Annotated in this window: 7 protein-coding genes; 3 read left to right on the forward strand and 4 right to left on the reverse strand. The window is 75.4% G+C overall.

The features are described from left to right. Positions 1-114 precede the first annotated feature (114 nt). The 4 genes from ACFOWE_RS03840 to ACFOWE_RS03855 form a co-directional block, all read right to left on the reverse strand. Positions 115-1,881, reverse strand: a complete 1,767-nt coding sequence (locus tag ACFOWE_RS03840) for a glycosyltransferase (RefSeq protein WP_377285393.1) — start codon at positions 1,879-1,881, stop codon at positions 115-117. Continuing rightward, complete coding sequence (locus tag ACFOWE_RS03845) at positions 1,878-5,573, reverse strand: glycosyltransferase (RefSeq protein WP_377285394.1); 3,696 nt, start codon at positions 5,571-5,573, stop codon at positions 1,878-1,880. The genes ACFOWE_RS03840 and ACFOWE_RS03845 overlap by 4 nt, the downstream gene beginning before the upstream one ends. Then, positions 5,570-6,091, reverse strand: a complete 522-nt coding sequence (locus tag ACFOWE_RS03850) for a hypothetical protein (RefSeq protein WP_377285395.1) — start codon at positions 6,089-6,091, stop codon at positions 5,570-5,572. The genes ACFOWE_RS03845 and ACFOWE_RS03850 overlap by 4 nt, the downstream gene beginning before the upstream one ends. 390 nt (positions 6,092-6,481) lie before the next feature. After that, positions 6,482-8,074 carry a glycosyltransferase gene (locus ACFOWE_RS03855; RefSeq protein ID WP_377285396.1) on the reverse strand — a complete coding sequence of 531 codons (1,593 nt, stop codon included), beginning with the start codon at positions 8,072-8,074 and terminating at the stop codon, positions 6,482-6,484. Positions 8,075-8,309: 235 nt separating this feature from the next. On the opposite strand from ACFOWE_RS03855, the gene thrC reads away from it, so the two are divergent. The 3 genes from thrC to rho all read left to right on the forward strand — a co-directional run bounded on the left by thrC (position 8,310) and on the right by rho (position 12,866). Continuing rightward, positions 8,310-9,368, forward strand: a complete 1,059-nt coding sequence (gene thrC, locus ACFOWE_RS03860) for a threonine synthase (RefSeq protein ID WP_377285397.1) — start codon at positions 8,310-8,312, stop codon at positions 9,366-9,368. 34 nt (positions 9,369-9,402) lie between these two features. Further along, positions 9,403-10,422 carry a homoserine kinase gene (locus ACFOWE_RS03865; RefSeq protein WP_377285398.1) on the forward strand — a complete coding sequence of 340 codons (1,020 nt, stop codon included), beginning with the start codon at positions 9,403-9,405 and terminating at the stop codon, positions 10,420-10,422. Positions 10,423-10,919: 497 nt separating this feature from the next. Beyond that, positions 10,920-12,866, forward strand: a complete 1,947-nt coding sequence (gene rho / locus ACFOWE_RS03870) for a transcription termination factor Rho (RefSeq protein ID WP_377285399.1) — start codon at positions 10,920-10,922, stop codon at positions 12,864-12,866. Positions 12,867-12,920 lie beyond the last annotated feature (54 nt).

Raw genomic sequence — 12,920 nt, forward strand, 5'->3', positions numbered from 1 at the left:
CCCCGAGCGGGAGGGACACCCCGGCGGCGGTCCGGCGGGGGAGGGGCGCGCCGCGAGCCCTCCGGCGCTCCCCGCCCCCGCGCGCGGCCGGCCGGGGAAGCCGGACGGACCCGGTCAGCGGCCCTCGCGCAGGCGGCGCAGGCGCCTGCGGGCCCGCCGGAGCAGGGTGCGCTCCATCGTCCTGCGCAGGTCGGCCGCCTCCTGACGGCGCTGCTCGGCCTTCTCGCGCCAGCGCTCCGTGTCCCGCAGGCCCTTGGCCGCGGCGGCGCGCAGCCGCCTCAGCTCGGTCTTGAGCTCGGCGACCTGACGCCGGGCGCGTTCGGCCTCCTTCGCGCGGGCCTCGGCCTCGGCCCGCCACCGGGCGGCCTCGCGGTTGCGGTTGGACGCCCAGGAGGGGAAGGCCCGGTGGGCCGGCCGGAACGTCCAGGACTCCCCGTCGAGCCAGGCCGCGCCGTACAGCTCGGCGACCACGTCGTCCAGGGGCTCGCCGTCCCGCGCCACGAGCAGCGCCCGCGCGAGCGCGGCCGTCCGCTCCAGCCGGGCGGCCACCACGCCGGAGTCGTCCTCGTCCAGGGCCAGGAGCAGCAGCCCCGCCCCCTGCCGCTCGGCCTCCTCGACCAGGAGCCGGAGCGAGTCCGCCCCGGGCACCCAGCCCGCCGGGCAGACCAGGCGGAACGGCGCCGGCGCGGAGGTCGGCGCGATCGTCTCGGCGAAGGAGACGCGCCCGTCGTGGGCGTACTGGGCGCGCAGCAGCCGCAGGTCGAGCAGGGGGTCGTCGAGCAGGGCGCGGCGGGTGGAGGCGAGCGAGGACCACGGTCCCGCCACGGTGACCGCGACGTCGGGCAGCGTGCTCGCCAGGGCCCCGTCCACGCTCGCCCGCACGTCCTCGAAGGAGGCGCCGGCGGCGTCCACCACGACGTCGACGTACGGCACCAGCCACTGGCGGCCCGGGTCCGTGCGGAGCCGCCGCCGGCAGGGCACCCGGTCGGCGATGAAGGGCTGGTTGTGCCGTCTGACCTCGGCGCCGCGCCGCACGGCCGTGGTCGTGCCCAGGTGCCAGGCCACGGCCTCGCCCTCCGGGACGAACACCGCCCCCGCCTGGGTGAGCCGGTAGCCCAGCTCGGTGTCCTCGCCCAGCGGGAGCGCGGGGTCGTAGCCGCCCGCGGCCCTCAGCAGCCCGGCGGGGGCCGAGACCGTCGCGCCGAGGTGGATCCGGTGCAGGAGCGCGGGGGGCGCGTCGCGGAAGCCGCGGTGGGAGGCGACGAGTTCGTCGAGCCAGTCGTGGCCGGAGTCGGGGGCGGGGTCGAAGAGGGAGGCGGCCCGGCCCGCGGCGACGGCGGCGCGGACCTCGCCGGGGGCCGGCGGGGTCCTCTCCAGCGCGGTGAACCGCAGCCTGCCCGTGACCACCAGGTAGCCGGCCAGGTGGTGCCAGCGCAGGTGCGCCTCGAGATGGTCCCGGTAGGGGACGACGTCGGAGTCCAGCCGGAGGATCACCCGGCCCTCCGCGGCCGCCGTACCGGACTGCATGGCCCAGGCGATGCCCCAGCCGCCGGGGGCGCTGCGGACGAGGCGGGTGCGCTCCGGTGCGATCTCCGGCAGGCGGAGCGGCGGCTCGCTGCCGTCGTCGACGACGACCGCCTCCACCAGGTGGGCCGGGTAGGACTGGGCGGTCAGGGCGGCCAGGACGAGGTCGAGTCGCTCCTGGCCCCCGTGGGCGGGGATCACGACGCTGACCGTCAGGTGCGGGGACCAGTCGCCGAGCGCGGGCGCCTCCAGCACCCCGTAGTCGTTGCCGGGGACACGCGGCTCGGGGGCGCGCGCGCCGGAGGCGGTCGTCCCGGGCGCGGTCGTCTCGGGTGCGGTCGTCTCGGGTGCGGTCACGGCGTCCCCTCCGGCGGTCCTGTGAGCGCGTCCGGCCTCCGCGGCGGCTCCGTGAGCGGGTCCGGCCCGTGGACCGGCTCCGTGGGCGCGTCCGGCCCCTGCGGCAGCTCCATCAGCGCGTTCGGCCGGAACCCCCGCCACTGGCGCTTGTTGCGCCGCAGGAACGTGCCGATCGGCTCGCGCCACGTGTGCCCCGTCACCTTGCCGCGCCGCAGGATGTAGCCCAGCCCGTGGGTGCGGTAGATCTGCCCGCCCGCCGCCTGCACGGCGTGCTGGAACTGGGCGTCGATGGCGCGCGGCAGCGGCCGGAAACCGCCCACGGCCTCGAACGCGGAGCGCTCGGCGAAGATCGTCCCTCCGGCGATGAAGTTGGTGATCTGCTCGGTGACCTGCTCCCGGTGGACGGTCACGTCGATCGGCGCCAGGTAGACGAACTCCGGGACCGTGCCCACGACCTGCGCCCCCGAGTAGGAGTGGGCCAGCAGCAGGTCGGACAGGAAGTCCGGGCCGTACCAGTCGTCGTCGTCCATCTTCAGCAGGTACGACCCCGACGCCCGGGCGGCGGCCTCGTTGAGCACCTGCCCGAAGACGGTCCGGGAGTCGGCCTCGAACACGGTGACCGGGCGGTCGAAGGACGCCAGCGCCTCCTTCACCTCCGGATGGTCGGCGGGCACGCCGTGCAGGGCGAGGACCAGCTCCAGCTCCGCGCCCCGCTGCCTGCCGACCTGCGCGAGCGCGAAGCGCGCCAGCTCCGGGCGGCGGGTGGCCAGCAGCACCGAGGTCGCCGGGGCGGGCGGACGCGGGGCGCCCAGCTGCTCCCAGCGCGCCCGCACGCCGTGGGTGCGCAGGGCCTCGCGGCGGAGCCGGACGCTGTACTCCTCCCGGCGCAGGTCGTCGGCGAGGTCGGCCTCGCCGACCGAGGTCATCAGCCGGACCAGCTCCGCGCCGAGCGCGGCCGCCCAGGGCGGCACGGGACCCGAGACGAGCGGGACGCCCGCCGCCGCCAGCCCGGCCACGACCCGGAGCGCGGCGAGCGGGCCGCTGTGCGCGCGCCGCCAGTCGACGCGGATCCCCCGGACCCTCCTGATCCGGTGGACGTCGGTGTCGGTGACGCACCCGGAGGAGGCGAACCGGGTGAGCGTGCCGTTCTCGCAGACGACCGTCCACCGGCCGGCCTCCGGGCGGAGCTCGGCCATGCCGAGGGCGGGCACGGTGACGAAGCCCATCGGGTTGACCGAACGGTCGTCCACCGGGGGCAGCGACCGGGGGTCGGACAGGTCGGCGAGATCGCCGCCGAGGATCGCGGCGCCGCCGGGCTGGCCGAGCCGCTCCCAGCTCAGCAGCTCGGCCACCGGGCGCTCCAGCGGGCTCTCCGCGCCCGCCCACGGCTCCGGGTCCGAGCCGGTGACGCGCAGGACCAGGTCGCCGCCCCGCGCGCCGAACCGCTCGGGAACGGGCCCGGCGGAGGCGGCGGGGGCCGCGTTCGGATCGCCGGGCCGCCAGTGCGCGGCCCCCGGGCCGGCCAGTCCGGCGACGGGCGCGGTGACGGCGTCCAGCCGGTGCCCGGCGAAGGCCCTGGCCGTGGCGGCCACGGTGCGGCCCGCGGGCACGGGCTTGCCGAAGCGGGCCTCCACCGCCCAGGAGGCCCCGTCCGGCCGGTGCACGCGCAGGTCGGTCAGGGCCCGCCAGCGGTGGGCGGGGGTGGGCGACAGGACCGGCGCGGTCCAGGCGGGGGGCGTCTCGGCCACCGCGACGACGACCCGCTCGGCGGCCGGGAGCAGCGACTGCAGGGTCGCGGCCCGGCGCAGGTCGGTCGGGGTCCGGGCGAGGAGCAGCACCTCGGCGGCGCTCTGGCCGGGGTCGGGCGCGCCGGACAGGTCGCCGTCCAGGTCCACCACCGGTGCCGTGCGGGACGGGCCGGAGGAGACGGAGGGAGCGGAGGAGACCGGGGTCCCGGGGACGCCGGCAGTGCCGGTGGGCTCGAAGCCGGCGAGGTAGACCAGGACGCGCCGCCTGGCGTCGCCCGCGTTCCGGTCGAGCGCGGCGCGGACCAGACCGGCCAGCGGACCGGCCCGCAGGACCTGCGGAGTCTGGGGGGACCCTGCGGAGGGAGCGGCCGGGCGGGCCTGGGCCGCCGGAGCCGCCGGAGCCGCGACCGCGGTCTTGGCGGGCTCGGTGGCCTTGCCGGACTGGGCGGGCTTCGGCGCCTTGGGCGTCTGAGGGGCCGGCTCCGCCTTCCCGGCCTTCCCGGCCCGCGCCACGCCGGACTGCTCGCCGTCCGTCCAGAAGGAGCCCCACAGCTCGTGCACCAGGCCGTCCAGGTCCTGGGCGCCGTCCGGCCCGGCGGCCAGCGCGGCCCGGGCGAAGGCGGCGGTCCGCTCCAGCCTGGCGGCGAGGACCCCGCCGGCGTCCTCGCCGAGCGCCACGCCCAGCAGGCCGTACTCCTCACGCCGGGCCAGCTCCGTCATCCGGGCCAGGGCGTCGGGCGCGAGCGCCCATCCGGCGGGCAGACGGAGGCGGAACGGCGTGGGCGCCGAGGTGGGCGGGAGCTCCCCGGCGAAGGAGACACGGGGCTCGTGCCCGTAGAGGTTGCGGACCAGCCGCAGGTCGAGCAGCGGGTCGTCCAGGGCGGAGCGGCGCTCCCCGGTGAACTCGTGCCACGGTCCGAGCAGCGTGACGGCGGCGTCGGGAAGGGTGCCGGCCAGCACGGAGTCCACGCTCGCGCGGACGTCCTCGTAGGAGGCGCCGGCAGCGTCCACCACGACGTCGACGTACGGCACCCGCCAGGTGCGGCGCGGGTGGGAGCGCAGCCAGCGCAGGTCGGGGATGAGGTCGGGCAGCACCGACCAGTTGTGCCGGTGCACCTCCTTCTCCCGCAGCATGACCGTGGACGGGCCGAGGTGCCAGCTGCGGGCCTGCGGGTCGGGCACGAAGACCGCGCCCGCCTGGGCGAGGCGGTAGCCGAGGTCGGTGTCCTCGCCCATGTGGAGGGAGGCGTCCACCCCGCCGGCCGCCCGCAGCAGGGCGGCGGAGACGGAGGTGGTGGCGCCGGTGTGCAGGTGGAAGGCGCCGCCGCCGGCCTCGCGCAGCCATCCGGTCCGCGCCAGCAGGTCCGCCCGGTAGGCGTGCGGGGCCGCGGAGGGGAACAGCCCGGCCGCCCTGCCCTCGCCGACGGCCGGGAAGATGTCCGCCGGGCCCGGCTCGGGGCCGGCGGGGGTGAACAGGACGTCGCCGAGGACGACCACGCAGGGGGAGAGGTGGTGCCAGCGCAGGTGCGCCTCGACGTGCTCGCGGTCGAGGACCATGTCGGAGTCGACCCAGTGCACGACCTCGCCCTCGGCGGCGGACGAGCCGGTCCGGCGGGCCCAGCCCCGTCCCCACCGGCCCTCGGGCACGCGCACGATCCGGGTGTTCGCGGGGGCCAGGGCGGGCACCCGCAGGGCGGGGGAGCTGCCGTCGTCGGCGACGACCACGTCCATCAGGTGCGCGGGGTAGCTCTGCGCGGCCAGCGCGGCGAGGGTGCGGTCCAGCGCCTCCTGGCAGTCGCGGGCGGGGATCACCACGCTGACCGTCAGGTGCGGGGACCAGTCGCCGAGGGCGGGGGGCCGCAGGCAGGAGTAGTCGTTGTGCCTGACCAGGGTCCCTGGCGACGGTCGCCCGCCGCGGCCGGGGCCCGGACGGGCCGCCGTCACGTCCCGCTCTCGGCGGAGGCCGGCCGGAGGGCGGGGGCGGACGCCGGGGAGGAGGGCGCGGGGAGGGAAGAGGGCGCCGGGACGGCCGCGGGCGCGGGGGGTCCGGCGGGGTGCGGCAGCAGGCCGGCCAGGCGCGCCACCTCCTGCCGCAGGGCCATCGCGTTCAGGCGGTCCTCTCCCAGGGACGCCAGGATCGCGCGCAGGTCCTCGTCGTGCGCGAGGCCGCGCTCGGAGAGCAGCGCGGCGACCTCGTCGAGCCGGGCGCCGATCCGCTCGGCCGCCGCGGTGAGCTCGGCCAGCCCGGTCTCGCAGCGCTTCGTCCGGGCGTCGACGCGCTGCGCCTTGCCGTCCGTCCGGCGGACCGCGAGGAGGACGAGCGCCTGTGTGCCCAGCAGGAGCACCACCGCGCCCAGCAGGACGGCGTCGGAGGCGGGGACGGCACCGCTGACCACCAGTGCCACCAGGGCCAGGCAGCCACCGGCCGCGGCCGGGAGCACCAGTTGTCGGGGCGTGGGCATCCGTACGTACCTTCCGTGTGTCGTCGTCATCCGCCGGTGGCGCGCGGGGGCACCGGCCATCCGGATGCGGAGCAGAATGTAACGTTTGGAACTCAACGGAAGCTTAGTGCTTCCTGGGGGTTACCTTGCCCTTCCCGGCATTTCGGGTCGTCCAAGGACGGCCTCGGCGCGGACTCTCCGGCCGGACGCTCCGGAGGACCACTCCGGCCGACCGGTGTCCGCCGGGGGCCGTGCCCGGCGGACACCGGTCTCCACCTCGGGTCCCGCGGCGTGTGCGGGGCGGAGCGGTCCGGCGGCGTGCGTGGAGCGGAGCAGTTCCGCGGGAGCGCGGAGCGGAGCGGTCCCGCGGCGTGCGTGGAGCGGAGCAGTTCCGCGGGAGCGCGGAGCGGATCAGTTCTGCAGGAGCGCGGAGCGGATCCGGGAGAGCAGGGTGCGCGGCTTGCGGGGGGCCGGACCGGTGGGGGCGCGCCGCTCCGCCTCGCCCTTGCCCGGTCCCGGCCTGCCCGGTGTCTTCGGCGCGGGCCGCTCCTGTTCCGGTCCCGGCACCGTCCTGCCCTGTCCTGCTCCCTGCCGCTGCCCCGCCTGCCCGGCCGGCCAGAACTCCGCCCGCTGCGCCCTCCGCAGGCCGTGGGTCGCCTCGACCGAGGCGGCCACGGCGGTCGCTCCGGTGGCCCCGAGCAGCCGGGCCCGGCCCAGCGCCTCGGTCCGCTCCAGGGTGGCCGTCCGGCCGCCGGCCAGGTCGGCGACGAGCATCCCCAGGCGGTCGCGCTGGACGGCGTCGATCATCCGCTCCAGGGTCCGCGGGGCCGGCGGGACCGAGACCGGGCCCGTGTAGCGGAACGGGATCGGCGCCGGTGTGGCGGAGACCCGGGCGGCCAGCCGTACCCGGTCGTCGTGGGAGAAGTGCTCGCGCATCAGCCGCAGCTCGAACGCCGGGTCGCCGAGCGCCGGCCGGCGCTCGGCGGACGGCTCCGGCCACGGCGCGACCAGTGTGACCACCACGTCGCCGACCGATCCCGACAGCGCCGCCCCCACCGCCTCGCGCACCTGCTCCAGCCCGGCGCCGTCCACGTGGAACACCACCTCCACGTACGGCACCAGCCAGCGCCGCCCCGGGTCCTTGCGCAGGTCCCGGCGGAGCGGTACCCGGTGGGCCAGGTAGGGGGCCACCAGCCGGACCGCCCGTTCCGGGGCGAGGCGCTGCGCGGGGAGCCCGAGGTGCACCGCCTCGGCGGCCATGTCCGGGACGAACACCACGCCGTGCTGGGCGAGCCGGTAGGCGAACTCGGTGTCCTCGCCGCGCGGCACGGCCGGATCGAGCCCGCCCACGGCGTGGAAGACCTCCCGCCGCATCGACACCGTCGGTCCCGTGCACACGTGGTACGGGTTCCGGCTGGCCTTCAGGCCGTCCAGGCGGGCGATGGTCTCCTCGGTGGAGCTGGGCAGCGCCGCCGACAGGTCGAAGGCGTCCGCCAGCGAGCCCCCGCGCACCGCCTCGTGGACGCCGGCGGGCGTCACCGGCGGCTCCTCGATGAACTTCTTCGCGCCGATCGCGACCACGTGGTCGCAGAGGTGGTGCCAGCGGGCCAGCGCCTCGATGTGTTCACGGCAGACGACCATGTCGGAGTCCAGCCGCTGCAGGACGGCGCCGCCGGCCACGGCCGCGCCGGCGTTGACCGCGTGCGCGGGGCCCCAGCCCCCGGAGGGCGCGGTGACGATCCGGGTGTCCGGCGGGGCGATCTCCGGCAGGCGCAGCGGCGGCTCGCTGCCGTCGTCGACGACGATCACCTCCAGGAGGTGGTCCGGGTAGGTCTGCGCGGACAGGGCCGCCAGGACCAGGTCGAGCCGGTGCTGTCCACCGTGCGCGGGGACGACCACGCTCACCGGCAGAGAAGGCTCCCAGGCGCCGAGTGCCGCGGGGCGCAGGGGCGAGTAGTCGTTGTGCCGGATCGGGGGCAGACCGATCGCCGCTCCGTCCGTCATGAGAGTTGCGTCTCCTTGTCAGATCGTCCGGGGTCCCACCTGTCAAGTCGTGTCGACCATACCTGCCGTTTCTGGATGTTCACTGAGGACTTGCCCGGGGATGTCCACGGGGTCTGTCCCGGATTGTCCACGTGGTGGACGCCGGATCCCCCGGGGCGGGCCGTTGGCCGTAGACTCGGTGCCCAACACCGCAGGTAGCGCGCGTGGCATGGGATCACGTGCGGGAGGAGCAATCATGGCCAGGGCGTGGCGTGGTCTCATCGAGGAATACCGTGACCGTCTTCCGGTCACCGAGGAGACGCCCGTCGTCACCCTGCTGGAGGGCGGCACTCCGCTCGTGCCGGCGCGCCGGGTCTCGGCGCTGACGGGCTGCGAGGTCCACCTGAAGGTCGAGGGGCTGAACCCGACGGGCAGCTTCAAGGACCGCGGCATGACCATGGCCATCAGCAAGGCCGTCGAGGAGGGCGCGAAGGCCGTCATCTGCGCCTCCACCGGCAACACCAGCGCCTCCGCCGCCGCCTACGCCGTGCGCGCCGGGCTCACCTGCGCGGTGCTCGTGCCGCGCGGCAAGATCGCCATGGGCAAGCTGGCCCAGGCGCTGGTCCACGGCGCCCGGCTGCTCCAGGTCGAGGGCTCCTTCGACGACTGCCTGGAGATGACCAGGAAGCTCTCCGACAGCTACCCGATCGCGCTGGTCAACTCGGTCAACCCGTTCCGGCTGCAGGGCCAGAAGACCGCGGCCTTCGAGATCGTCGACGCGCTCGGCGACGCGCCGGACATCCACTGCATCCCGGTCGGCAACGCCGGCAACATCTCCGCCTACTGGATGGGCTACACCGAGTACGCCGCCGACGGCGTCGCCACGAAGACGCCCCAGATGTTCGGCTTCCAGGCGAGCGGCGCCGCGCCGATCGTCAACGGCGCCCCGGTGACCCACCCGCACACGATCGCCACCGCGATCCGCATCGGCAACCCCGCCTCCTGGAAGCTCGCCGAGGCCGCCCGCGACGAGTCCGGCGGCGTCATCCAGGCCGTCACGGACCGGCAGATCGCCGCCGCCTACAAGCTCCTGGCGCAGGAGGAGGGCGTGTTCGTCGAGCTCGCCTCCGCGGCCAGCGTGGCCGGTCTGCTCCAGGCCCACGAGCAGGGCCTCGTCGAGCCCGGTCAGCGCATCGTCTGCACGGTCACCGGCAACGGCCTGAAGGACCCCGACTGGGCCATCTCCGGCGCGCCCGCCCCGATCACGATCCCGATCGACGCCCACGCGGCGGCGAGCGCCCTCGAGCTCGCCTGACCCCCCTCTCCTCTCCTCTCCCGCGAAGGAAGGCATGACCGACAGCACGGTGGTCGTCCGGGTCCCGGCGACCTCGGCCAACCTCGGCCCCGGGTTCGACACGCTGGGACTGGCCCTGGCCCTGTACGACGAGGTGGAGGCCACCCTCCACGACCCCGGTCCGGACGGGCCGTCCGCGGAGGTGTCCGTGGAGGGGGAGGGGGCCGGGGAGGTCGACCTCGGGGAGGGCCACCTCATCGTCGCGACGATGAGGAGGACCTTCGACCGGATGGGACTGCCGAGCCCGCGGGGCATCCGGCTGCGCTGCGTCAACCGGATCCCGCACGCGCGCGGCCTCGGCTCGTCCTCCGCGGCGATCTGCGCCGGGATCCTCGCCGCCCGGGCCCTGGCGGCAGGGCCGTACCCGGCGGTGCCCGGCACGGGGGGCGGGAGCGGTACGGACGCCCGCCGGCGCCCGGACGGGCCGGTGCCCGGAGCCGCGGGGAAGACGCGGGAGTTCACCGACGACGACGTCTTCGCCCTGGCCACCGAGATCGAGGGCCATCCCGACAACGTGGCGCCCTGCCTGGCGGGAGGGCTCACGATCTCGTGGACGGAGCCGGACGGGGTTCCGCGCATGGCGAAACTGCTCCCGCACGCCGACGTCCGTCCCGTGGTCCTCGTCCCCTCCTTCCGGCTGTCCACGGAGGTCGCCCGGGGGCTGCTGCCCGCGACCGTCCCGCACGCCGACGCGGCGGTGAACGCCGGACGGGCGGCGCTGCTGGTCGCGGCGCTGACCGGGCGGCCGGAGCGGGAGCTGCTGCTGGCGGGGACGGCGGACCGGCTGCATCAGGACTACCGGGCGCCGGCGATGCCCCGGACGGCGGAGCTGGTGCGGCGGCTGCGCGGGATCGGGATTCCCGCGATCGTCTCGGGCGCGGGTCCCACGGTTCTTGCGTTTTCGACAGGGGATACGCAGGATTTGATCGCACCAGAAGTGGGTAATGACTGGCACATCCGGCCACTGGATGTCGAAACCCGTGGTGCGTGCGTCGTTTCTCCCGAGACACGTTGACGCCTCTTCGGCCTTCAGGGAATAGCTGTGTGCGCTGGTGATGTTAGGCTGATAGCCGCACCAGATGCCCCCGTGCTGGGTGCGTGCTTGTCAGCCACACATCGTTGCCTCACGTCTTGTTCCACGAGGCGTGATCGCCGCAGTGGCTTCCCCGAATCCGCCGCCTCCGAATGGTCCACATTCGAACGGGGCAAGGAGAGGCGGCGTTTCAGGGGACATGCGCGTTCGAACCACCTCGACATCTGGTTGCCGGTAGCAATCCGGGGGGTGTCCTCCGTGCCCCACCGTCGGCGGGTCTCGACGGTGAAGCGCGGATGTCCCCTTCTCCGACAGTGGCGGCGGCCCTCCGGGGCCGCCGGGGATCGCAACAAGATCGCAACAGGATCGCGACAGGACCACAACGTGCAACCTGACCCGGTCTGTCCCGCCGGATCGATCGCACCACCGGGACGATTGGCCGATCGTGGCCACGCCCGACCCCTGGGAAGGACCCATTAGTGAGCGACACCACCGAACTCCTCTCCGACGCAAACGGCGCACAGCCTGCGGCCGGCGACACCCCCACCCGCGCCGCGGCGAAGACGCCGCGTCGTCGCTCCGGCACCGGCCTGTCCGCCATGGTGCTGCCCGAGCTTCAGGCCATGGCGTCGGGTCTCGGCATCAGCGGGACCGGGCGGATGCGCAAGAGCCAGCTGATCGCGGCCATCCAGGAGAAGCAGGGCGTGACCGCCGAGGGGGCCGCCGCGCCCGCCGCCGCCCAGGAGGCGCCGGCGGCTCCGGTCGCCGCCGAGCCGGCCGCCGAGCGCCCCGCCCGCGGACGCAGGGAGCGTTCCCGCGCCGCGGCCCCGGCCGAGCAGCCCGCCGCCGAGCCGGTGACCGCGCCCGAGCCGGTGGCCGCCGCGGCCCCGGCCGTGGAGGCGCCGAGTGAGACCGCCCCCGCCGAGGGCCGCGCCGAGCGCGGCGAGAGCCGCCGCGAGCGCCGCAGCCGTGAGCGCGGCGAGGGCCGCCGTGAGCGCGTTGAAGGCCGTGAGCGCGGCGAGGGCCGTGAGCGCGGCGAGGGCCGTGAGCGCGGCGAGCGCGGTGAAGGCCGTGAGCGCGGCGAGCGCGGCGAGGGCCGCGCCGAGCAGCGGGCCGCCGACTCCGGTCAGGGCCGCGCCGAGCAGCAGGGCCGCGGCCAGCAGGGCCGCGGCGACCAGCACGGCACCGAGCAGGACGACGACCGCCGCGGACGTCGCGGCCGCTTCCGGGAGCGCAACCGCCGCGGGCGCGACCGCTTCGAGGGCGGCGAGCCCGTGGTCGGCGAGGACGACGTCCTCATCCCGATCGCCGGCATCCTCGACATCCTCGACAACTACGCGTTCGTGCGCACCAGCGGCTACCTGCCCGGAGCCAACGACGTCTACGTCTCCCTGGCCCAGATCCGCCGCAACGGCCTGCGCAAGGGCGACGTCGTCACCGGCGCCGTCCGCCAGCCGCGCGAGGGCGAGCGGCGCGAGAAGTTCAACGCGCTCGTCCGCCTCGACACGGTCAACGGCATGGACCCGGAGCAGGCCCGCCAGCGGCCCGACTTCAACAAGCTCACGCCGCTGTACCCGCAGGAGCGCCTGCGCCTGGAGACCGAGCCGAACGTCCTGACGACCCGGATCATCGACCTGGTCTCCCCGATCGGCAAGGGCCAGCGCGGCCTCATCGTCTCCCCGCCCAAGGCCGGAAAGACGATGGTGCTCCAGTCGATCGCCAACGCGATCACCCGGAACAACCCCGAGTGCCACCTGATGGTCGTCCTCGTCGACGAGCGTCCGGAAGAGGTCACCGACATGCAGCGGTCGGTGAAGGGCGAGGTCATCCACTCGACCTTCGACCGTCCCGCGGAGGACCACACCACGGTCGCCGAGCTCGCCATCGAGCGCGCCAAGCGACTGGTGGAGCTGGGCCACGACGTCGTCGTGCTGCTCGACTCGATCACCCGCCTGGGCCGGGCCTACAACCTCGCGGCCCCGGCCTCGGGCAGGATCCTGTCCGGTGGTGTCGACTCCACCGCGCTCTACCCGCCGAAGCGCTTCTTCGGCGCCGCCCGCAACATCGAGAACGGCGGCTCGCTGACGATCCTCGCCACGGCGCTGGTCGAGACGGGCTCCAAGATGGACGAGGTCATCTTCGAGGAGTTCAAGGGCACCGGCAACATGGAGCTCAAGCTCAACCGGTCCCTGGCCGACAAGCGGATCTTCCCCGCGGTGGACGTCGACGCGTCCGGCACCCGCAAGGAGGAGATCCTCATGTCGAAGGACGAGCTGAACATCGTCTGGAAGCTGCGCCGGGTGCTGCACGCGCTGGACATGCAGCAGGCTCTGGAGCTTCTCCTGGAGAAGATGAAGGAGACCAAGTCCAACGCGGAGTTCCTGCTCCAGGTGCAGAAGACGACCGTCAGCTCCGACCGCGACTGATCCGCACGGGGCCGCACGGTCCGTACGAGCCGTACGGGCCGTGCGGCGCCGTCG

Source organism: Planomonospora corallina (assembly GCF_042650625.1).
Lineage (GTDB): Bacteria > Actinomycetota > Actinomycetes > Streptosporangiales > Streptosporangiaceae > Planomonospora_B > Planomonospora_B corallina.

Excerpts from the sequence above, each read along its gene's own strand:
- ACFOWE_RS03850 (WP_377285395.1), bottom strand. The coding sequence starts at position 6,091 with ATGCCCACGCCCCGACAACTGGTGCTCCCGGCCGCGGCCGGTGGCTGC.
- ACFOWE_RS03855 (WP_377285396.1), bottom strand. The coding sequence starts at position 8,074 with ATGACGGACGGAGCGGCGATCGGTCTGCCCCCGATCCGGCACAACGAC.
- thrC (WP_377285397.1), top strand. The coding sequence starts at position 8,310 with ATGGCCAGGGCGTGGCGTGGTCTCATCGAGGAATACCGTGACCGTCTT.
- ACFOWE_RS03865 (WP_377285398.1), top strand. The coding sequence starts at position 9,403 with ATGACCGACAGCACGGTGGTCGTCCGGGTCCCGGCGACCTCGGCCAAC.